Origin of the sequence: Solibacillus palustris (assembly GCF_022549215.1) — a bacterium.
GTDB classification, from domain to species: Bacteria; Bacillota; Bacilli; order Bacillales_A; family Planococcaceae; genus Solibacillus; species Solibacillus daqui.
In genome coordinates this window covers 113794-136936 of sequence record NZ_JAKZFC010000008.1, presented here as the reverse complement: position 1 = coordinate 136936, position 23143 = coordinate 113794, and the positions used below count along the sequence as shown (strand labels likewise).

General features: G+C 39.5%; 16 protein-coding genes. 1 reads left to right on the top strand and 15 read right to left on the bottom strand.

Features of this window, described 5'->3' with window-relative positions; translation table 11 throughout:
• Positions 1–152: 152 nt before the first annotated feature.
• From LZ480_RS17010 to LZ480_RS16990, 5 genes are all read right to left on the bottom strand, one after another.
• Entirely contained in the window at positions 153–1472 is a 1320-nt protein-coding gene (locus LZ480_RS17010) for a Na+/H+ antiporter family protein (protein WP_241370741.1), read from the bottom strand.
• Positions 1473–1598: 126 nt separating this feature from the next.
• Positions 1599–3581 (bottom strand): ABC transporter permease, encoded by a 1983-nt coding sequence (locus LZ480_RS17005; RefSeq protein WP_241370740.1) that lies wholly within the window; start codon positions 3579–3581, stop codon positions 1599–1601.
• Positions 3571–4332, bottom strand: coding sequence for an ABC transporter ATP-binding protein (locus tag LZ480_RS17000; RefSeq protein ID WP_241370739.1), 762 nt, complete (start codon positions 4330–4332; stop codon positions 3571–3573). The genes LZ480_RS17005 and LZ480_RS17000 overlap by 11 nt, the downstream gene beginning before the upstream one ends.
• Before the next feature lie 98 nt (positions 4333–4430).
• Complete coding sequence (locus LZ480_RS16995; RefSeq protein ID WP_241370738.1) at positions 4431–5402, bottom strand: sensor histidine kinase; 972 nt, start codon at positions 5400–5402, stop codon at positions 4431–4433.
• Positions 5399–6079: a response regulator transcription factor gene (locus LZ480_RS16990; RefSeq protein WP_241370737.1), complete on the bottom strand. Its 681-nt coding sequence runs from the start codon at positions 6077–6079 to the stop codon at positions 5399–5401. Before LZ480_RS16990 ends, LZ480_RS16995 begins: the two co-directional genes overlap by 4 nt.
• A 104-nt stretch (positions 6080–6183) precedes the next feature.
• On the opposite strand from LZ480_RS16990, the gene LZ480_RS16985 reads away from it, so the two are divergent.
• A complete protein-coding gene (locus tag LZ480_RS16985) occupies positions 6184–7071 on the top strand; it encodes a LysR family transcriptional regulator (protein WP_241370736.1) in 888 nt (295 codons plus the stop codon).
• 41 nt (positions 7072–7112) lie between these two features.
• Here LZ480_RS16985 and LZ480_RS16980 read toward each other — a convergent pair whose 3' ends face one another.
• The 10 genes from LZ480_RS16980 to rplL form a co-directional block, all read right to left on the bottom strand.
• Entirely contained in the window at positions 7113–9281 is a 2169-nt protein-coding gene (locus LZ480_RS16980) for a malate synthase G (RefSeq protein ID WP_241370735.1), read from the bottom strand.
• A 181-nt stretch (positions 9282–9462) separates the two neighbouring features.
• Entirely contained in the window at positions 9463–10650 is a 1188-nt protein-coding gene (gene tuf / locus LZ480_RS16975) for an elongation factor Tu (protein ID WP_241370734.1), read from the bottom strand.
• A gap of 133 nt (positions 10651–10783) precedes the next feature.
• On the bottom strand, positions 10784–12862 hold the full coding sequence (gene fusA, locus LZ480_RS16970) for an elongation factor G (protein ID WP_241370733.1): 2079 nt from the start codon (positions 12860–12862) through the stop codon (positions 10784–10786).
• Positions 12863–12945: 83 nt separating this feature from the next.
• Positions 12946–13416 (bottom strand): 30S ribosomal protein S7, encoded by a 471-nt coding sequence (gene rpsG / locus LZ480_RS16965; protein ID WP_241370732.1) that lies wholly within the window; start codon positions 13414–13416, stop codon positions 12946–12948.
• 41 nt (positions 13417–13457) lie between these two features.
• Positions 13458–13877 carry a 30S ribosomal protein S12 gene (gene rpsL, locus LZ480_RS16960; protein ID WP_241370731.1) on the bottom strand — a complete coding sequence of 140 codons (420 nt, stop codon included), beginning with the start codon at positions 13875–13877 and terminating at the stop codon, positions 13458–13460.
• Positions 13878–13978: 101 nt separating this feature from the next.
• Positions 13979–14230, bottom strand: coding sequence for a ribosomal L7Ae/L30e/S12e/Gadd45 family protein (locus LZ480_RS16955; RefSeq protein ID WP_241370784.1), 252 nt, complete (start codon positions 14228–14230; stop codon positions 13979–13981).
• 183 nt (positions 14231–14413) lie between these two features.
• Positions 14414–18091, bottom strand: a complete 3678-nt coding sequence (gene rpoC, locus LZ480_RS16950; RefSeq protein WP_305037334.1) for a DNA-directed RNA polymerase subunit beta' — start codon at positions 18089–18091, stop codon at positions 14414–14416.
• Between the two features lie 157 nt (positions 18092–18248).
• Positions 18249–21809: a DNA-directed RNA polymerase subunit beta gene (gene rpoB, locus LZ480_RS16945; RefSeq protein ID WP_241370730.1), complete on the bottom strand. Its 3561-nt coding sequence runs from the start codon at positions 21807–21809 to the stop codon at positions 18249–18251.
• Between the two features lie 254 nt (positions 21810–22063).
• Entirely contained in the window at positions 22064–22666 is a 603-nt protein-coding gene (locus LZ480_RS16940; protein ID WP_241370729.1) for a class I SAM-dependent methyltransferase, read from the bottom strand.
• Positions 22667–22778: 112 nt separating this feature from the next.
• Positions 22779–23141: a 50S ribosomal protein L7/L12 gene (gene rplL, locus LZ480_RS16935; protein ID WP_241370728.1), complete on the bottom strand. Its 363-nt coding sequence runs from the start codon at positions 23139–23141 to the stop codon at positions 22779–22781.
• Positions 23142–23143 lie beyond the last annotated feature (2 nt).

Here is a 23143-nt window from a genome sequence, read left to right as displayed (position 1 = left end):
GAGCCGTTTCCTAGTATATAAGAGTATTCGACTGAAAGCAACTAAAAAGGTGTTGAAGCTCTTAAAATAAAATATTCTGAAAATATATTAATCGTTAATTTTCAAACCAACAAAAAATCGCCACTTTCTTTTTCTAGAAAGTGACGACATTATTATAGGAAGAAAACCACTGCAATCCAGCCGAAAATGATTTGTGGAATGTTATAGAAAATAAAAGTTGGTACACATGTATCCCATATATGATTGTGCTGTCCATCAACGTTTAATCCTGCTGTTGGACCAAGTGTAGAATCAGATGCTGGTGAACCCGCATCACCAAGTACACCTGCTGTACCAATTAGACAAATGATCGCTAATTCGCTTAAACCAAGTTCCATAGCAATTGGAACAAAGATTGCCGCGATAATCGGTATCGTTGCAAATGAAGAACCAATTCCCATTGTTACGATTAACCCGACGATTAACATTACGAGTACTGCAACGCTAATGCTCCCACCAAATAATCCCATCGCTTCAGCAACTAGTGGTTTTACGTCTCCTGTCGCATTTATAACAGCCGAGAATCCATTTGCTGAAATCATAACAAATCCAACAAACGCCATCATTCGCATCCCATCAGAAAGTACTTCATCGGCTTCCTTCATTTTTAAAGCACCCGTTACATATAAGATGCTAATCCCAACAAGCGAACCGATAATCATTGAATCTGTTGGAATTTGAACGGCTAATGATGCCACTAGCGCAATTGCTGCAAATACTAAATTTCGTGTTTTTACTTCTTTATTTAAGTCATTTGACGTTTTTATTTCTACATTTTTATATTGGCGTGGTTTACGATATGCAATAAAGGCTCCTACAAGCCCTACAACCATCCCTAACGCAACGATTGCCATTGCCTTTGGAACATCCTCCATTGTTACATCAAGCCCTGCTAGGCCCATTTGTGTCACAATAATGTCTTGATAAATTAAACCGAAGCCTGCAGGAATAAACATATACGTCATAACTAAACCAAATGTTAAAATACATGCGATTAAACGACGATCAATTTGTAGCATATTCATTAATTTAATCATTGGCGGTACGATTAATGGAATAAATGCAATATGCACTGGAATTAAGTTCTGCGACATAATTGCCATTGCTAACAACACAAAGAAAATTAATCCCTTTGCAGCGCCTTTCTTTTGGGTGTCGCCTTCTTTTTGCACTAATTTTAAAATGGCCTTTACCAATACTTCTGGTACACCCGTTCGCGAAATTGCTAATGCAAATCCACCAAGTAGCGCATAGCTAAGGGCAATCGTTGCACCACCACCAAGACCGCCAACAAAGGAATCAATGGTCTCCATAATATTTAAACCGCCAGCTAGCCCACCAACAATGGCCCCAACTGTTAAGGATAAAACGACATTTATACGCAATAAGCTCAAAATAAGCATGACTCCTACCGCTACTAAAACAGCATTCATGTTGTACACTTCGCTTTCGTATGCTAAATTACTAATGTGTTAAAGTTACAAGAAAAATGCACGTACGTCAATGTAAACACATCTATAAAAACCGCCAATCGAGGAAAAATTGACGGTTTTGGAGGTTTATAAAGCTTGTTTAATAATTTTTTTGTAATAATTGATCGTAAGAGCCGCAAAAAGAATATACATACTAATATAAAGCGCCATTGTAATAAGAAGAGGTGTTGTCATTTCTGTACCGAATAAGAACCAACCTGACTTAACTGCAAAATAGCTATGCAATAACCCAATTACTAACGGTACACCAAAGTTAAAGACTTGCTTCATCATAATGCCTCGTAGTAACTCATCCTGTGTAAAGCCAATTTTACGTAAGATTTTATAAGATTCTGCCTCTTCATCTGCTTCAGACATTTGTTTAAAGTATAAAATGCTGCCTGTCGCTAGTAAGAATGCTAAACCTAAAAAGGCTGTTGTGAAAATCGTTGTACCAAACATATTTAAATTTTCTTTAACCTCCGTTTGTTGCGAGCTTAATTTCCTGATTTGACCATCTTCTTGAGATTCCCGGAAAATATTAGCGCCTGTTGTTTTATACAACTTTTCTACTTGCTCATATGTTTCCTCGTTTGCATCAACTAAATCTACCGTTGTTTGCGATTTTGTTACATAGCCAAAGGATTCGCCTTCATTTAATTGTTGAAGTTCTTTAAATACCGCATCCTCTGCTACAATAACAAAGCCACCAGATGTAATACGCCACGCTAAAATCGATTCTTCGTCTATTCGTTTAATATGAATAGGGAATTGATGTTCCCCGTGTAGCAATGTTAGCTCTAACGGCGCAACAATCGGAATTAAATTAGACATAAAACCGTTGTACGATGTTAAAATAGCCTCTCCTGCTGCTAAATGAAGTGTTGGATCGATTTGCTGATAATCCGATAATGAAATAACAAGTGTGTTACCCAGCGTATTATCCCCAAACAGTTCTATTGACTTTTTATCAAATATTTCAGCCAAATCCACTTGAGCACTTGTTAAATTCATCGTTTTAGTTGTATAAGCAATCTCCTGCGCATCTAACGCTGTTAAAAATGCTGCTTCACGCCCATCTACTGTTACATAATCAGCTGGCACTCGCTCTTCAGCTGATGAGCTTGCTGAATAATAGCTAATATAAGACAGTGTAGTAATCGCTAAAGACACCGCCGTTAACACTGTAATAAGCGTCAGTGATTTTGCATTACTTTTCATGCGATGCATAATCGGTGTTAATGCGAGTACGTCAGTTAAATTTAAATGTCCTTTTTTACTTAGTCGGAATAAATTTAATACAAATGCTACCGAGTAGCGGAACACAAAATACGTGCCCCCAATTGTCGTTGCTAAAATAAGCAACATGCTTAAAAATAAATTCTTTGTTTCTGCTGATAATAACACCGTACTTTCGTAATAACCATACACAATTAACCCTATACCAACTGCACCCATAAGCATTGGAAATACACTAAAACGCTTTACACGCTCATCTGCTTGCTTTGAGGCATTAAATAGTGATAATAATGTTGTTTTACGCACCATAAATGCCATTTGTAATAAAATGATTACAAGTAAAATACCAAATACTATGAGCGTATTGATAACTGCTACTTTACTAAAGGACATTGTTACTACTGCGTCAAATTGTAAAAGCTTCAATAAAATCATCGTAAATAAACGCGAGCTTAGTAGACCTAGCATCATACCGATACTAACTGCCCCAGCAAATAATAAAATATTTTCAAAGGCAATTAAGCGCGTCACTAGTCCCTTTGTCATTCCAATTAATTGATAAAGCCCAATTTCCTTACTGCGACGTTTAATAAATAAATGATTCGCATACAAAACAAAAAATAACACAATGAAATACAGCATATACGAAGCCGCTTCAAAGCCGGCCGATGCAGTTCCACTGGCCTTTGTTGCTTCAATAATTGATTCATTGTACTGCAATGTGACAAACGAGAAAAACAGCGTCACACTAAAAATTAGTGCGAAAAAATATAAATAATAGTGACGCATGTTTTTTTGCATGCTTTTTAACACAAGTTGACTAAGCTTCATCTTGCTCACCGCCTAGAACACTTTGCGTACTTAAAATTTGTTGGAAAAACTCTGTGCGAGATTTGTCACCTTTGTACAATTCCGTATAAATATTACCATCCTTTAAAAATAGCACACGTGAACAAAAGCTCGCTGCCACTGCATCATGCGTTACCATCATAATCGTTGCCTGCTTTGTCTCATTAATTTTCGAAAGATTACCTAACATTGCAGTAGCCGACTTTGAATCAAGGGCTCCTGTTGGCTCATCTGCAAAAACAAGCGATGGATTCGAAATTAATGCACGTGCCGCTGACGTACGTTGCTTTTGTCCGCCTGAAATTTCATTTGGGTATTTCGCTAAAATTTCCTCAATCCCTAAAATTTTCACCAGCTCCAGTAAGCGATGCTCCGCTGCTGCCTTTGGGATCGAGCTTAATGATAATGGTAATAGAATATTTTCCTTCACCGTTAATGTATCTAACAAATTATAATCCTGAAAAATAAAGCCTAGTTCATCACGACGAAACTTCGCTAGCGCACGTTCTTTCATGCCCTGCAATTTTTGGCCATTAATTTCAACAAGTCCATCTGTCACTTGATCAATCGAGCATAAAACGTTAAGCAAAGTCGTTTTCCCCGAACCAGAAGGCCCCATAATGCCAACAAATTCACCTTTTTCTACTTCTAAATCAATGCCCTTTAACACCTCTTGTGCTAAAGTTCGTTTTCCATATGTTTTTCGAACTTTACGTGCGATTAAAATACTCATTTTTCATCAGCCTCTTTTCTTATTTTCTATTGTACCCGCATCTCATCATGAAATCGTTTGATTTACATGACAAAAACACCTCCTAAGTGACGAAGTTGTCACGTAAGAAGCGTTTCGTTATACATATTGTCTTTTGGAAATAGAATTTTTACTGTTGTTCCGATAGATTCAGTGGATTCAATGACTATCTTAAGCCGAAGCGAATCGGCTGCCTGTTTAGCTAAATACAAGCCCATGCCCGTTGCTGCACTTGTTTCACGACCAATTGTTCCTGTATACGATTTACGAAACACGCGTGGCAAATCTTCTTGCTTAATACCTACACCATTATCTTGAATCAATAAGGCAAGCTGTCCATTATTAGAAACGGTTGATAATTGAACTTCACCGCCTATATGACTATACTTCACAGCATTCGAAAACATTTGGCGTACAATAAAGGCGAGCCATTTACGGTCTGTTAGCACCTCAAGTTCCACATCCTCTAACTCAATCGCAATTTGCTTCTCAAAGCACCAGCTACGAAGCTCCTTTATTTCCTCCACAAGTACAGCTTTTAATGCCACTCGTTCAATTCGATTATCCTGCTCAATTGTTAACAGACGTGTTGCATGGAGCTGCTGATCTAATAATAAATAGAGTCGTAGCCACTCTGTTTCAAAGCGCTCTTTTACCTCCATATCCTCCATGCGTTCAACAAGTAGCTGCATCGCAGTCATTGGTGATTTCATTTCATGTACCCATGCCAATAGCTCATCCTGACGCTCTAATAGCAGCAGTCTTTGCTCCTGCAGCTCTACCTTGTTACGTGTAAGCCGTTCCTCATAATCTAGCTTAACTGCTTCAGCATAGCTTTCCCCTTCTACTGCATAGCCTCTCATCGTTCGCACCTCTATTAAATAACGCCACAATAAAAACATTGCTATTAGCACCAGCCAAACAAGGTTTATATAAAAAAAGGATACCCCTTGAAAGCCCTTATCTACATATAAAATTAAATTGATTACAGTTTGTAGCATCACTAAAAATACAAGCCACAAAAGGTGCTGCTTAAAAAATAAGCGAATCATTCACTCACCGCCATATAACCAAGCCCCTTTTTTGTAACAATAACATCGAATAAGCCAATTTCCTCTAAGCGTTGGCGCAAGCGATTAACATTGACGGTTAGCGTATTGTCATTTACAAAACGCTCATCGTCCCATAGCTTACGCATTAAGTCATCCCGCGAGACAATTTGCCCTTTTGCCTTCACTAAAACCTTTAAAATAAACAACTCATTTTTCGTTAGCTCGACTTGCTTATTTTGAAATTGGACAAGTGCTCGGTCATAATTAATTTCTGTCCCGCACCAATGCTCACTCTCACTTTGCGATGTCTCTTGATAATCGTATGTACGACGCAATAATGCCTGTACCTTTGCAATCAGCACCTCCATATGAAATGGCTTTTGCACAAAATCATCGGCCCCCATTTGCATTGCCATCACCATGTCCATCGGATGATCACGTGACGATAAAAATAAAATGGGTACATTCGAGTTTGTTCGAATTTCTCGACACCAGTGAAATCCGTCAAATGCTGGTAATTGAATATCAATTAACACTAGCTGTGGTTTTTCTTCTACAAACGTTGCCATCACTTGATGAAAATTATCCGGTCCGACAACATCAATATTCCATTGACGAAAACGCTCGGCAATTAGTGAAAAAATCGACATATCATCTTCAATTAATAATACTTTCATTTACAATCACACTCCTTACTTCCTATTATACAAAATACACTATATTCCAAGTTGTATAAACTTTGCTATAATCGAGTCAATTACTGCAACCCGAGGTGAAAAAAATGGATATTCGCCAAATTGAATATTTTGTAGAGGTCGCCAAACAGCTAAGCTTCACAAAAGCGGCTACCACTTTACATGTTTCGCAGCCATCCATCAGTAAAGCCATTCAAAACTTTGAAGCCGAGCTTGGCGTACCATTATTTTATCGCTCATCGAGGCAACTCGAGCTAACTGACGCCGGGCAAGCTGTGCTCATCAATTCGATGCAAGTGCTCGAATCATTTCAAAATCTGCGCTCTGAATTAACGGATCTCATGCAGTTAAAAAAGGGACAAATTCGGATTGGCATTCCTCCGATTGTCGGAGCGGAATTTTTCTCACGGCTTATTAGTGTTTATAAAGAACAAAATCCCTATATCGTAATATTATTGACCGAAGTTGGTACAAAGCGGATTCGTGAGGAAATCGAAACAGGGGAACTTGATATTGGTCTGGTTTGCAGTGTCACATCCACAAACGAAAACTTAGAAACAATTCGCTTTTTAAAAGATCCGTTGCAGCTTATCGTTCATGAAAGCCACCCACTCGCGCAACAGCAAGCAATTACAATGAGCGATTTAACAAACGAAGCATTTATTATTTATCGTAAAGATTTTATTCTATTTGATCGTATTATTGAAGAATGCTCAAAATATGGGTTTTACCCGAACATTGCCTGTGAAACAACGCAAAAGGATTTATTCATTGAAATGGTACAAGCACGTCTCGGCATTGCGCTCTTACCACAAAAAATTGCTGAAAAGATTTCCTATAAATCGATTAAGCGCATTCCATTTCAAGAAGATGCCATTCATTTGGAACTGGGTATTACATGGAAGAAAAATAAATACTTACCTTACTCGGTGCGCGAATTCATTCAGCTTGCTCATGAGTTTGTTTTACAATAGAAAAACGCCTAGTCCACTTTCACAAAGACTAGGCATATATTTTAAGCGTTTACTTTTTGTTGTGCTTTCGCTTCAATACGTTTTTTGTGTAAAATCGGCTCTGTATAACCACTTGGCTGATCATATCCTTTAAACACTAAATCGCTCGCAGCTTGGAACGCTACTGACTCCTCGTAGTTAGCCGACATTGGTGAATATGCCGCATCATCTGCATTTTGTTCATCTACTACTTTTGCCATACGCTTTAGCGTTTCTTCCACTTGCGCTGTTGTGCAAATACCGTGATGTAACCAGTTCGCCACATGCTGACTAGAAATACGCAGTGTTGCACGGTCTTCCATTAAGCCGATATTATTAATATCTGGCACTTTCGAACAACCAACCCCATGCTCAACCCAGCGCACTACATAACCTAAAATCCCTTGTGCGTTGTTATCCAACTCTTGTTGAATTTCCTCTGGCGACCAATCTGTAGATGGCGCAACTGGAATTTGTAAAATAGCATCCTGTAAATCTTCAGACGTTGCAATCCCCTTTTGCACATCTTTTACATTTACTTCATGGTAATGCGTTGCGTGTAAAGTCGCTGCCGTTGGTGATGGAACCCATGCTGTATTCGCACCTGCTTGCGGATGACCAATCTTTTGCTTAATCATTTCAGCCATTAAATCCGGCATTGCCCACATTCCTTTACCAATTTGCGCGCGACCTTGTAACCCTGCATTTAGGCCAACAATTACATTTGATTTTTCATATGAAGTTAACCAAGGCGATACTTTCATTTCCCCTTTACGAATCATTGCGCCAGCTTCCATTGATGTATGAATTTCGTCACCCGTACGATCTAAGAAGCCTGTGTTAATGAAAACAACACGATTTTTCACTTCTTTAATACATGCTTTCAAGTTTAATGATGTACGACGCTCTTCATCCATAACCCCAATTTTTAATGTAAAGCGCTCTAAGCCAATTAAATCTTCCACTTTTGCAAATAACTTATTGGCAAACGCTACTTCTGTAGGACCATGCATTTTTGGTTTTACAATGTACACTGAACCTTTTTGAGAATTTTTGTGCTGACCACTACCTAACACTTCATGCTTCGCAATTAAACTCGTAATAACTCCGTCCATAATGCCTTCAGGAACTTCATTACCGTCGTTATCTAAAATAGCTGGGTTTGTCATTAAATGCCCCACATTACGAACAAACATTAACGAACGACCATTTAATGTTACAGCCTCTCCGTTAACCCCTGTGTATACACGGTTTGGATTCAATGTACGTGTCATTGTTTTCGAACCTTTTTCAAACGTTGCTGAAAGGTCGCCCTTCATCAGACCTAACCAATTAGAATACACCTCAACCTTGTCTTCTGCATCTACTGCCGCCACAGAATCCTCGCAGTCCATAATTGTCGTCACTGCTGATTCTAAATAAACATCCTTCACGCCTGCCGTATCTTCTTTACCAATTGGATGCGTACGGTCGATTTGGATTTCAATGTGTAGATCATTATTTACTAGTAAAACCGCTGTTGGTGCACTAGCATTCCCTTGATAACCAACTAACTTTTCACCTTGAGCTAAAGTAGTTTTTGTCCCATCTGCTAATGTCACTTCAAGCGCACCATCGACAATTACGTAACTTGTTACATCTGCATGCGAACCTTGCTGTAACGCAGCCGCCTTATTTAAAAAATCCTTTGCATAGGCAATTACTTTATTTCCACGCGTCGGATTGTAGCCTTTACCTGCTGCAGCTCCGTCTTCGTCACTAATAACATCTGTACCATATAGCGCATCATACAAACTACCCCAGCGTGCATTTGCTGCATTAATTGCATAGCGTGCATTATTTACAGGTACTACTAGCTGAGGGCCTGCTTGTAGCGCAATCTCATCATCTACATTTTCTGTTTCAACTTTATAATCCTCTACTTTTGGTTCTAAGTAGCCGATTTCTTGTAAAAAAGCTTTATACTGATCAAAGTTTAAGTTTTCTTTATGCCACTCATTAATTTGCGTTTGTAACTCCTCACGACGAGCTAATAGCGCTTTATTTTCTGGTGCTAATTCATGAATTAATTGATCAAAGCCTGCCCAAAAGCTTTCCTGTTCTACACCGCTTTCAGGTAATACACGATTATTAATAAAATCTGCTAATTGCTCAGCAACTTGTAAATTTCCTACCTGTACATAATTCGTCATAAAAAATCCCCCTTTAAGTAATTGAATCCCCTGTTCTTAAGGAAAATTATACTTGAAGGAGATACTATAAATAAAATACATATTTTGAATAAACATTATGCACTTTAACTATATTGTATACAAAAAAACACCTCGCAAGCGTCCCTACGAGGTGTTTTAGAAAATTAGCTATAAGCTAAAATTATTTTTGGATAGAAGCAACTACGCCAGCGCCTACAGTACGGCCACCCTCACGGATAGAGAACTTAGTACCTTCTTCAAGAGCGATTGGAGCGATTAATTCTACAGTCATTTCGATGTTATCGCCAGGCATAACCATTTCTACGCCTTCTGGTAACATACAAATACCAGTTACATCAGTTGTACGGAAGTAGAACTGAGGACGGTAGTTAGAGAAGAATGGAGTGTGACGTCCACCCTCTTCTTTTGATAATACATAAACTTCAGCTTTGAAGTTTGTGTGTGGAGTGATTGAACCTGGTTTAGCTAATACTTGACCACGTTGGATATCTTCACGAGCGATACCACGTAATAAAGCACCGATGTTGTCACCAGCTTCAGCGTAATCTAATAATTTACGGAACATTTCTACACCAGTTACAGTTGTAGTTTTAGCTTCTTCTTCGATACCGATAACTTCTACAACGTCACCAACTTTAACTTGACCACGTTCAACACGGCCAGTTGCTACTGTACCACGACCAGTGATAGAGAATACGTCCTCTACTGGCATCATGAATGGTTTGTCAGTTTGACGTTCTGGAGTTGGGATGTAAGAATCAACAGCGTCCATTAATTCGATGATTTTAGCTTCCCATTCTGGTTCGCCTTCTAATGCTTTAAGAGCTGAACCTTTGATTACTGGTAGGTCGTCGCCTGGGAAGTCATATTCAGATAGTAAGTCACGGATTTCCATTTCTACTAATTCTAATAATTCTTCGTCATCAACCATATCACATTTGTTCATGAATACTACTAAGTAAGGAACACCTACTTGTTTAGAAAGTAAGATGTGCTCACGAGTTTGTGGCATTGGGCCGTCAGCAGCAGATACTACTAAGATACCGCCGTCCATTTGTGCAGCACCAGTGATCATGTTTTTAACATAGTCAGCGTGTCCTGGGCAGTCTACGTGTGCGTAGTGACGAGTTGCAGTTTCATATTCAACGTGAGAAGTGTTGATTGTGATACCACGCTCTTTTTCTTCTGGTGCATTGTCGATGTCAGCGTAAGATTTAGCTTCTCCACCCATTGCTTTTGATAATACTGTTGCGATAGCAGCAGTTAAAGTAGTTTTACCATGGTCAACGTGTCCGATAGTACCAACGTTAGCATGTGTTTTTGAACGGTCAAATTTTTCTTTAGCCATTTGAAATTGCCTCCTCAGAGATATGTTTTATTTTTAAATTTATTCTAAGATTGCTGATTATAAATGGGCCCATCTATAATCAGTCAATCATAGTTTACAAATTAGTTATACTTTAAACAAGATGAAATTTCAATTATTCACCTTTATTTTTTTTGATGATGTCTTCTGCAATTGATTTTGGTACTTCTTCATAATGATCAAATGTCATTGAGAATACACCGCGACCTTGAGTTGCAGAACGTAAAGTTGTAGCATATCCGAACATTTCAGATAGTGGAACCATAGAACGTACTACTTGAGAGTTACCGCGAGCTTCCATACCCTCAACGCGTCCGCGACGAGCAGTAATGTTACCCATGATATCACCAAGGTACTCTTCTGGAATTACAACTTCTACTTTCATCATTGGCTCTAAAATTACTGCGTCACAACGTTTCGCAGCTTCTTTTAATGCCATAGATGCAGCAATTTTGAACGCCATCTCATTCGAGTCAACGTCATGGTAAGAACCGAATACTAATTTCGCTTTAATGTCGATTAGTGGGTAACCAGCTACTACACCGCGGTCAAGAGAGTCACGAAGACCCGCTTCTACTGCAGGGATGTATTCACGAGGTACTACACCACCAACGATAGCGTTTTCGAATTCAAAGCCTTTACCCTCTTCGTTTGGAGAGAACTCGATCGTTACGTCACCGTATTGACCGCGACCACCAGATTGACGAGTGAATTTACCTTGAACTTTTGCAGAGCCACGGAATGTCTCACGGTAAGATACCATTGGAGCACCAACGTTAGCTTCAACTTTAAATTCACGTTTCATACGGTCAACTAGGATGTCTAAGTGTAACTCACCCATACCAGAGATGATTGTTTGTCCAGTTTCTGTGTCAGTATGAGCACGGAAAGTTGGATCTTCTTCTTGTAGTTTAGCTAATGCTTGACCCATTTTATCTTGGTCAGCTTTAGATTTTGGTTCTACAGAAAGAGAAATTACTGGCTCAGGGAATTCCATTGACTCTAAGATAACAAGGTTTTTCTCGTCACATAAAGTGTCACCAGTAGTAGTATCTTTAAGACCTACTGCTGCTGCGATATCCCCAGCGAATACTTTAGAAATCTCTTCACGAGAGTTAGCGTGCATTTGTAGGATACGACCTACGCGCTCACGTTTACCTTTAGAAGAGTTTTGTACGTATGAACCAGATTCTAATGTACCTGAATACACACGGAAGAATGTTAATTTACCTACGAATGGGTCAGTCATTACTTTGAATGCAAGAGCTGAGAATGGCTCGTCATCAGAAGAGTGACGGATGATTTCTTCGTCGCCATCAACGTCTGTACCTTTAATGTCAGGAACATCAGTTGGAGCTGGAAGGTAATCAACAGCTGCGTCTAGCATTTTACGAACACCTTTGTGTTTGAATGCTGTACCACAAAGTACTGGGTAGAATTCTACCGCGATAGTAGCTTTACGGATAGCCGCTTTTAATTCTTCTTTAGTAATTTCTTCGCCTTCTAAGTATTTCTCCATAAGATCTTCGTCAACACTTGCAACAGCGTCGATTAATTTCTCACGGTACTCTTCAGCTTGTGCTTTATGAGATTCTGGAATCTCACCAACAGTTACAGCAGTACCATCTTCGTTACCGTAGAACGTAGCGTTCATTTCGATTAAGTCGATGATAGCTGAGAACTCGTCTTCAGCACCGATTGGTAATTGGATTGGGTGTGCGTTCGCTTGTAAACGATCGTGTAAAGTTCCTACAGAATATAAGAAATCTGCACCCATTTTATCCATTTTGTTGATGAATACGATACGAGGAACCCCGTACGTAGTAGCTTGACGCCATACTGTTTCAGTTTGAGGCTCAACACCTGATTGAGCATCTAATACTGTTACAGCACCATCAAGAACACGTAAAGAACGTTCTACTTCTACAGTGAAGTCTACGTGTCCAGGAGTATCGATGATGTTAATACGGTGACCATCCCATTGAGCTGTTGTTGCAGCAGAAGTGATCGTGATACCACGCTCTTGTTCTTGCTCCATCCAGTCCATTTGAGAACCGCCATCGTGAGTTTCACCGATTTTATGAATCTTACCAGTGTAATAAAGGATACGCTCAGTTGTTGTTGTTTTACCAGCATCAATGTGAGCCATGATCCCAATATTACGTGTATTCTCTAAAGAGAATTCGCGTTTCATAGGAAATTTCTCCTTCCATATTGGGGTAACTATATAAAGTAAGTAAAAAACCTAAGCTCTAGCAAGCTAGAGCATAGATTAAATTACCAACGGTAGTGAGCGAATGCTTTGTTCGCTTCTGCCATTTTGTGCATATCTTCACGTTTCTTAACTGAAGCACCAGTGTTGTTTGATGCATCTAAGATTTCGTTAGCTAAACGCTCTTCCATAGTTTTTTCACCACGAAGACGAGAATAGTTAACTAGGTAACGTAAACCTAAAGTTGTACGACGTTCTGGACGAACTTCAACTGGTACTTGGTAGTTAGAACCACCAACACGGCGAGCACGTACTTCTAATACTGGCATTACGTTGTTTAATGCGGCTTCAAATACTTCTAAAGCATTTTGACCTGAACGCTCTTGAACTAATTCGAACGCTCCGTATAAAATCTTTTGAGAAGTACCTCTTTTACCATCAATCATCATTTTGTTGATTAAACGAGTTACTAGTTTTGAATTATAAATTGGATCTGGTAACACGTCACGTTTGGAAACAGGACCTTTACGAGGCATGTGTTTTCCTCCTTTCAAATAGTGGTCTATTTAAATTTAAATTATTTTTTTTCTTTAGGGCGTTTTGTTCCGTATTTAGAACGTGATTGTAAACGACCGTTTACACCAGCTGTATCAAGAGCACCACGTACGATATGGTAACGAACACCCGCTAAGTCTTTTACGCGTCCGCCACGGATAAGAACTACACTGTGTTCTTGTAAGTTGTGGCCTTCACCTGGGATATACGCAGTAACCTCAAGTTGGTTAGTTAAGCGTACACGAGCGTATTTACGTAAAGCTGAGTTTGGTTTACGTGGTGTCATTGTACCTACACGAGTACAAACTCCGCGTTTTTGTGGAGATTTAACGTCAGTTAAAGATTTTTTAAATGAGTTATATCCTTTGTTTAATGCTGGAGATTTTGATTTCGTGCTTTTAGATTGACGAGGCTTACGTAATAATTGGTTAATTGTAGGCATCGATTTGTCCTCCCTTCATTTTTTCCTTGTTTCAATACCACACATCCAGGTGGTTCATTTTTTGGGTAAAAACAAAGTTTTTGTGTATTCTTACACAAAAACTACATCGCAGTAATCGCAACAACCGCAGCTCCAACATGAATGCCGCAAGCTTTTCCAAGTTCTTTCTTTGAATCGACGTGGTAAACTGGTACACCGATTTCTTTCGCGAGAAGAATGGCCGGATCGGTTACCCAATTGTCCGCATCAATTGCGACGAAAAGAGCTGTTACTTGTCCAGCACGCATTGCTTTCACTGCTTGCTTTATACCTATGATTGTTTCACTGGCGTGTTTTACTTGATCATAAGATATTTTCATATCCTCCTAAGTAAGTACAGACAGTTAACTATCAACCTTCAATATATTATCATTCCAAACTTACACTGTCAACCAATATCTTATGAAAAGATTTCTGATTCATTTTAACTCAATAAATTTTATTAGAAAAACTCCGGTAGAGATTGACCCCTACCGGAATTGTATTCATTGAAAGACTTATTCAGCTGTAGTTACTTCTTTCTCATCTTGCTCCATACGGATTTGACGATAACGTTGCATACCTGTACCAGCCGGAACTAGTTTACCGATAATTACGTTTTCCTTCAGACCTAGAAGCTCATCACGTTTACCTTTAATTGCAGCATCCGTTAACACTCGAGTTGTTTCTTGGAATGATGCAGCAGATAAGAATGATTCTGTTTCAAGAGAAGCTTTTGTAATACCTAAGATAACAGGACGACAAGTTGCTGGTGTTTTACCGTTTAATACAACATCAACATTTGCCTCAGAGAATTGGTGAATGTCAAGTAATGAACCTGGTAATAAATCCGTGTCACCAGCTTCGATTACACGTACTTTACGAAGCATTTGGCGGACCATTACCTCGATGTGTTTGTCACCGATTTCTACCCCTTGCATACGGTATACTTTTTGTACTTCTTTTAGTAAATATTCTTGAACTGTTGATACGTCTTTTACTTTTAATAATTGTTTTGGATCGATTGAACCTTCAGATAAAGTTTGACCTGCAACAATCATGTCACCTTCAACTACTTTTAAACGAGCATTGTAAGGTGCTTGGTACTTACGTGTTTCAACGTCACCTTGAATTGTTACTTCTTTTAGACCTTCACGGATTTCATCGATTTCGATTACTTTACCAGTAATTTCAGAGATAACCGCTTGCCCTTTTGGATTACGCGCCTCAAAGATTTCTTGGATACGTGGAAGACCTTGTGTAATATCGTTACCTGCTACCCCACCTGTATGGAATGTACGCATTGTTAACTGGGTACCTGGCTCACCGATAGATTGTGCTGCGATAATACCTACCGCTTCACCAACTTCTACCTCTTCACCAGTAGCTAAGTTCATGCCATAACATTTTTTACATACGCCATGTTTTGTATTACATGTGAATGCAGAACGAATTGTAATTTCTTCGATACCCGCTTCTTCAATTGCACGAGCAACATCTTGTGTAATTAAGCCATCACGCTCTACGATAACCGCTCCCGTTTCTGGGTGGCGAACTGTTTTCTTCACATAACGACCGACAATACGCTCATCTAATGCTTCGATAAGTTCATTGCCTTCCATTAACGAACCGATTAATAAACCGCGATCAGTACCACAGTCGTCTTCACGAACGATAACATCTTGTGCAACGTCTACTAAACGACGAGTTAAGTAACCTGAATCGGCAGTTTTAAGTGCTGTATCGGCAAGACCTTTACGCGCACCGTGAGTAGAGATGAAGTACTCTAATACTGTTAAACCTTCACGGAATGAAGACTTGATTGGTAACTCGATGATTCGACCAGCCGGGTTGGCCATCAGACCACGCATACCAGCAAGCTGAGTGAAGTTCGATGCGTTACCACGGGCACCAGAGTCAGACATCATGAAGATTGGGTTTGTTTTTTGTAATGATTTCATCAGCTTGCCTTGGATTTCGTCCTTCGCAGCTGTCCAAATGTTAATTACACGGTTGTAACGCTCTTCTTCCGTAATTAAACCACGACGGAATTGAACCATTACTTTATCTACTTTACCTTGTGCTTCTTCAAGGATTACACCTTTGTCTGGTAATACCACGATGTCAGATACACCTACAGTAATACCTGCACGAGTAGAATATTTGAAACCTAAGTTTTTCATACGGTCAAGCATTTTAGAAGTTTCCGTAATATGGAACTTTTTAAATACTTCAGCGATGACATTTCCTAAGAACTTTTTACGGAAAGGATCAACTACAGGAACGTTTATGAAGTGTTTTGCTAACACAGCACGACGTTGTGCTTCGATTTTTTCTGATTCAGATAAATCTGCATAGCCTTCTGTAGCTTCGATTTCATTTAGTAATTCTTCGTTAATTGTTAAGTTTACGAAGTATTTCTCAGGTGTTTTTTGCTCTAAGTTTGTATCAGTTGGCTCGTTCACATAAGGGAATGACTTCGGTAAAATTTCGTTGAAGATTACCTTACCAACCGTAGTTAATAAGAACTGTTTATTTTGCTCTTCTGTAAACGTTGGGTTGTTTAATGAGCTTGCTTTAATCGCAATACGAGAGTGTAAATGTACATGACCATTTTGGTATGCAATTAGCACTTCATTTGAGTTGTTAAAGATTGAACCTTCACCACGAGAATTTTCACGCTCTAGCGTTAAGTAATAGTTACCTAATACCATATCTTGAGATGGTGTTACTACTGGTTTACCATCTTTCGGGTTAAGGATGTTTTGTGCTGCTAACATTAATAAACGAGCTTCTGCTTGCGCTTCTGCTGATAATGGAACGTGAACCGCCATTTGGTCACCATCGAAGTCAGCGTTGTAAGCTGTACATACTAACGGGTGAAGACGAATTGCACGGCCTTCTACTAATGTAGGCTCGAATGCTTGGATACCAAGGCGGTGAAGCGTCGGTGCACGGTTAAGTAATACCGGATGCTCACGAATTACGTCTTCTAAAACGTCCCATACTTCATTATGCATGCGCTCAATTTTACGCTTTGCACTCTTAATGTTATGAGCAAGGCCACGTTCCACTAATTCTTTCATTACGAAAGGCTTGAATAGTTCGATTGCCATTTCTTTAGGAAGACCACATTGGTACATTTTTAAGTTTGGACCTACTACGATAACCGAACGACCAGAATAGTCTACACGTTTACCAAGTAAGTTTTGACGGAAACGACCTTGTTTCCCTTTCAACATATGTGAAAGAGATTTTAAAGGACGGTTACCAGGACCTGTTACAGGACGACCACGACGACCGTTATCGATTAATGCATCAACCGCTTCTTGTAACATACGTTTTTCGTTCTGTACGATGATGCTTGGTGCACCAAGATCCAGTAAACGTTTTAAACGGTTGTTACGGTTGATTACACGACGGTAAAGGTCATTTAAGTCAGAAGTTGCAAAACGGCCACCATCTAATTGCACCATTGGACGAAGCTCTGGTGGAATTACTGGTAGTACGTCTAAAATCATCCACTCTGGTTTGTTACCTGAGTTACGGAATGCTTCTACTACTTCTAAACGTTTAATTGCACGTGTACGGCGTTGGCCTTGTGCAGATTTTAATTCTTCTTTTAATACAGCTGTTTCGTCTTCTAAATCGATTTTTTCTAAAAGGCGTTTGATTGCTTCAGCACCCATTGCCGCTTCGAATTCGTTGCCGTATTTTTCACGGTATGCACGGTATTCTTTTTCAGAAAGTAAATCTTTGAAGCCTAAAGCTGTTTGACCTGGCTCAATTACAACATAAGAAGCAAAGTAAATTACTTCTTCTAGTGCACGTGGAGACATGTCTAAAATAAGACCCATACGACTTGGAATACCTTTGAAGTACCAAATGTGCGATACAGGTGCTGCAAGTTCGATGTGCCCTTGACGTTCACGACGAACTTTTGCACGTGTTACTTCTACGCCACAACGGTCACAAACGACACCTTTATAACGTACACGCTTATATTTACCACAGTGACATTCCCAGTCTTTCGTTGGTCCGAAAATACGTTCACAGAATAGACCATCTTTTTCCGGTTTTAATGTACGGTAGTTGATTGTTTCTGGTTTTTTAACTTCACCATATGACCAAGAACGAATCTTGTCCGGAGAAGCTAAACCAATTTTCATATATTCAAATTCATTAACATCGATCAAGGAGCCTACCTCCCTTTAGTTATAAGTCTTAAATGACTTTTCATTGTAGCTCTGCAATTGCAAAAATTTCATTCTAGGCCATTATGAAATTTGCTTTTTTCAATCGTTATACAAGAAAAATCGGGCAGGGCATATACCTGCCCGATTCAATTTGAAATTATTCAAATGACTCTACTGGGTCCTCTTTATCACCATTAGCTTTGTTTTCCATTTCTGGAGCTGGTGCAACAGCTACTTCATCTTCATCGTCAAGGTCGCGTAATTCCACTTCCTCGTCGTTGATTGTAAGCATCTTCACATCCATACCTAATGATTGAAGTTCTTTAATTAATACTTTAAATGATTCTGGTACACCTGGTTCTGGAACGCTTTCACCTTTAACGATTGCTTCGTATGTTTTCACACGACCTACAACGTCATCTGATTTTACAGTTAAAATCTCTTGTAACGTGTAAGCAGCACCGTATGCTTCAAGTGCCCAAACTTCCATCTCACCGAAACGTTGACCACCGAATTGTGCTTTACCACCAAGCGGTTGTTGCGTTACTAATGAGTAAGGACCAGTTGAACGTGCGTGAAGTTTATCATCAACCATGTGCGCTAACTTGATCATGTACATGATCCCAACAGAAACGCGGCTGTCGAATGGTTCACCTGAACGTCCATCATAAAGAATTGTTTTACCGTCACGATTCATACCAGCTTCTTCCATCGTTTCCCAAACATCTTCTTCGTTAGCGCCGTCAAATACTGGTGTAGCCATGTGTACGCCTAAGTAGCGTGCAGCCATACCTAAGTGAAGCTCTAATACTTGTCCGATGTTCATACGAGAAGGTACCCCAAGTGGGTTAAGCATGATATCCACAGGTGTGCCGTCTGGCATGAATGGCATATCTTCTTCTGGTAAGATTCGTGAGATTACCCCTTTGTTACCGTGACGTCCGGCCATTTTGTCTCCAACGCGGATTTTACGTTTTTGAACAATATAAGCACGAACTAATTGGTTAACACCTGGTGGTAATTCGTCTCCATCTTCACGGTTGAAGACTTTAACATCTAGGATGATACCGCCAGCGCCGTGTGGTACACGTAGTGACGTGTCACGTACTTCACGTGCTTTTTCACCGAAGATAGCATGTAATAAACGTTCTTCAGCAGTTAGCTCTGTAACCCCTTTAGGCGTAACTTTACCTACTAAAATGTCACCGTCACGTACTTCCGCACCGATACGGATAATTCCGCGGTCATCTAGGTTACGAAGTGCATCTTCACCTACGTTTGGAATGTCACGTGTGATTTCTTCAGGTCCAAGCTTCGTATCACGTGATTCTGATTCATATTCTTCAATATGAACAGAAGTATATACATCATCTTTTACAAGGCGCTCACTCATAATAACAGCATCCTCGTAGTTGAAGCCGTCCCATGTCATGAACGCAACAAGTACGTTTTGACCAAGTGCTAATTCGCCACGTTCCATTGAAGGACCATCAGCTAAAATATCACGAGGTTTTACACGGTCGCCAACTTTTACGATTGGACGTTGGTTATATGAAGTACCTTGGTTTGAACGGATGAACTTTTGTAATTTGTACTTAATTAAGTCGCCTTTCACTTCTTTGCCGTCAACCTCTTCGATTGTACGAACGTGGATAGAGCGAGCTTCTACGTGCTCAACAATCCCGTGTTTTTTAGCAACTACAGCAGCACCAGAGTCACGAGCGTCAACGTGCTCCATACCAGTACCAACGAACGGAGCGTTTGGATATAGTAAAGGAACAGCTTGACGTTGCATGTTCGCACCCATTAACGCACGGTTTGAGTCGTCGTTTTCTAAGAACGGAATACATGCAGTGGCAGCAGATACTACTTGTTTTGGAGATACATCCATGTAGTCGATACGATCGCGATTGAATACTGTGTTATCCCCACGGAAACGACCTACTACTTCTTCTTTTGCAAAAGTACGCTCTGCAGTTAATTCAGAGTTTGCTTGTGCTACTACATAGTTATCTTCTTCGTCAGCGGTTAAGTAATGGATTGCTTCAGTTACAGCACCTGTTTCCGGATTAACTCGGCGATAAGGTGTTTCGATAAAGCCAAACTTGTTAACTTTTGCGAATGAAGATAAAGAGTTGATAAGACCGATGTTTGGTCCCTCAGGTGTCTCGATTGGACACATACGACCATAGTGAGAGTAGTGAACGTCACGTACTTCCATACCTGCGCGCTCACGTGTTAAACCACCTGGCCCTAATGCAGATAAACGACGTTTGTGCGTTAACTCTGCTAATGGGTTTGTTTGGTCCATGAATTGAGATAACTGAGAAGATCCGAAGAACTCTTTAATTGATGCGATAACTGGACGGATATTGATTAATTGTTGTGGTACGATAGCTGCTGTATCATTGATAGACATACGTTCACGTACTACACGTTCCATACGAGATAAACCAATACGGAATTGGTTTTGTAATAATTCACCAACTGAACGTAAACGACGGTTCCCTAAATGGTCGATATCGTCTGTGTTACCTACGTTATATAATAAGTTGAAGAAGTACGATACAGAAGCAAGGATATCTGCCGGAGTAAGGTTTTTCACTTCTTCCTCAATATAAGCGTTTGAAATAACGTTGATTTCTTTTTGCGCTTCATCGTTTGGTGCAAAAATTTTAATTGATTGGATTGTTACAGTGTCTTCTAACACGCCACCGTTTTGGTTTAATGTTTTGAAGCCAGCGCCGTCTTCTAAAGCTGGAATTAGCTTATCTAACGTACGGCGATCTAATAACGTACCTGCTTCTACAAGAATTTCACCAGTTTCTGGATTCACAATTGTTTCAGCTACCGTTTGGTTGAATAAACGGTTTTTGATATGAAGCTTTTTGTTCATTTTGTAACGACCAACATTCGCTAAATCATAACGTTTAGCATCGAAGAAACGAGAATATAATAAATTCTTCGCTGATTCAACTGTTGGTGGCTCACCTGGACGTAAACGCTCATAGATTTCAAGAAGAGCCTTTTCAGTACCTTCTGTGTTATCTTTTTCTAACGTATTACGTAAATATTCATTGTCGCCAATGATATCAATAATTTCTTGGTCAGTGCCAAAACCTAACGCACGTAAAAGTACTGTTACTGGTAATTTACGTGTGCGGTCGATACGAACGTAAACGACATCTTTTGCATCAGTTTCGTATTCTAGCCATGCACCACGGTTTGGAATAACTGTTGCGCCGAAGCCTTTTTTACCGTTCTTATCTGTTTTTTCGTTGAAGTATACACTTGGAGAACGAACTAACTGAGATACGATAACACGTTCAGCACCGTTAATAATAAACGTTCCCGTTTCTGTCATTAATGGGAAGTCACCCATGAAGACATCTTGCTCTTTTACTTCGTTTGTTTCTTTGTTGTGTAAACGAACTTTCACACGTAATGGTGCAGCGTATGTTACGTCACGTTCTTTACACTCATCAACATCATACTTAGGGTCTCCTAATGTATAGTCGACGAATTCTAATGAAAGATTTCCTGTAAAATCTTCGATTGGAGAAATGTCGTGGAACATCTCACGCAATCCTTCTTCAAGGAACCACTCATAAGATGCTGTTTGGATCTCGATTAAATTCGGAAGTTCCAGCACCTCACTAATACGCGCAAAGCTTCTACGCTGGCGGTGTTGTCCGTACTGAACTAGTTGACCTGTCAACTCATTCACCCCTCAATAAAGCGATAATAGGTCTTTGCAAAACCTTACAAATAGTGTATGATTTCGAAAGACAAAAAGAAAACGAGACTTTTTATAAAACCTCATTTTCGGTTAAACTTAACTTATTCTTAGTAAGTATACCCGTAATAATGTTTAAGTTATGCAAAAGGGCATACTACCTCAAAATAATAATTTTGCATTGTATCATGTTATCATAGTCGATTTGTCAAGTCAATATTTGAAACGAATCTTACTTATTTTTTTGCACGTACAATCCAATATCCTTTTTTCTTCTCAACAACTTCTACTTCCGTAAATAGCTCTTCTAAATGACTTACCGTCGATGGCGCACCTTGTTTCTTCTGAATCACTACCCACAGCTCACCATTCGTCACTAACAATTCATAGGCTTGATCATAAAATCTAAAAATCGTTTCTTTCCCTGCACGAATCGGCGGATTTGTTAAAATGGCAGCAGCTTGTGTTCCAGCTTCCACAGCACTTAGGCCATCACTTTCAAAAATACGCACATTTTGAATCCCGTTTAGTTGGGCGTTTTTTTGCGATAAACCAATAGCACGTGTATTAATATCCATCATTAATACTTCACGCTCCGGATGATCCTTTGCGATTGATAAACCAATCGGTCCATAGCCACAACCTACATCAAGCACAACACCTTCTACTTCGGGCATTTCAAAGGCATCAATTAACACACGGGAACCAAAATCTACTTCGCTTTTACTAAATACACCGGCATCTGTTTCAAATGTAAATGTATATCCTAATAAAGTAAACTTCCATTGGCGTGGTTTACTTTCCGTTTGAGGTTTATTTGAATAATAATGTTCAGACATGTGTAACACGCCTCCTAGATAGATGTAAATAAAGAAAAGCTCGCCGCAAAATTGTGACGAGCTTTCCTTATACAACTAAGCACACGACTTAGTAAAGTAAGTTAAACTAAAATTATTTAACTTCTACTGAAGCGCCAACTTCTTCAAGTTTAGCTTTAATAGCTTCAGCGTCATCTTTAGAGATTCCTTCTTTAAGAGCTTTAGGAGCGTTGTCAACAACCTCTTTAGCTTCTTTAAGACCTAAACCAGTGATTTCACGAACCACTTTGATTACTTTGATTTTTTCAGCACCAGCAGAAGCTAATACTACATCAAATTCTGTTTTTTCTTCAGCAGCGCCAGCAGCACCACCAGCAACTACAGCTACAGGAGCTGCTGCTGTTACACCGAATTCTTCTTCGATTGCTTTTACTAAATCGTTTAATTCTAGAACTGTCATAGCTTTGATAGCTTCTAAGATTTGCTCTTTGTTCATTT

Excerpts from the sequence above, each read along its gene's own strand:
- fusA (WP_241370733.1), bottom strand. The coding sequence starts at position 12,862 with ATGAAACGCGAATTCTCTTTAGAGAATACACGTAATATTGGGATCATG.
- rpsL (WP_241370731.1), bottom strand. The coding sequence starts at position 13,877 with ATGCCTACAATTAACCAATTATTACGTAAGCCTCGTCAATCTAAAAGC.
- rpsG (WP_241370732.1), bottom strand. The coding sequence starts at position 13,416 with ATGCCTCGTAAAGGTCCTGTTTCCAAACGTGACGTGTTACCAGATCCA.
- LZ480_RS16980 (WP_241370735.1), bottom strand. The coding sequence starts at position 9,281 with ATGACGAATTATGTACAGGTAGGAAATTTACAAGTTGCTGAGCAATTA.
- LZ480_RS16940 (WP_241370729.1), bottom strand. The coding sequence starts at position 22,666 with ATGTCTGAACATTATTATTCAAATAAACCTCAAACGGAAAGTAAACCA.
- tuf (WP_241370734.1), bottom strand. The coding sequence starts at position 10,650 with ATGGCTAAAGAAAAATTTGACCGTTCAAAAACACATGCTAACGTTGGT.
- rplL (WP_241370728.1), bottom strand. The coding sequence starts at position 23,141 with ATGAACAAAGAGCAAATCTTAGAAGCTATCAAAGCTATGACAGTTCTA.
- LZ480_RS16990 (WP_241370737.1), bottom strand. The coding sequence starts at position 6,079 with ATGAAAGTATTATTAATTGAAGATGATATGTCGATTTTTTCACTAATT.
- LZ480_RS16985 (WP_241370736.1), top strand. The coding sequence starts at position 6,184 with ATGGATATTCGCCAAATTGAATATTTTGTAGAGGTCGCCAAACAGCTA.
- LZ480_RS17005 (WP_241370740.1), bottom strand. The coding sequence starts at position 3,581 with ATGAAGCTTAGTCAACTTGTGTTAAAAAGCATGCAAAAAAACATGCGT.
- LZ480_RS17010 (WP_241370741.1), bottom strand. The coding sequence starts at position 1,472 with ATGAATGCTGTTTTAGTAGCGGTAGGAGTCATGCTTATTTTGAGCTTA.
- LZ480_RS17000 (WP_241370739.1), bottom strand. The coding sequence starts at position 4,332 with ATGAGTATTTTAATCGCACGTAAAGTTCGAAAAACATATGGAAAACGA.
- LZ480_RS16995 (WP_241370738.1), bottom strand. The coding sequence starts at position 5,402 with ATGATTCGCTTATTTTTTAAGCAGCACCTTTTGTGGCTTGTATTTTTA.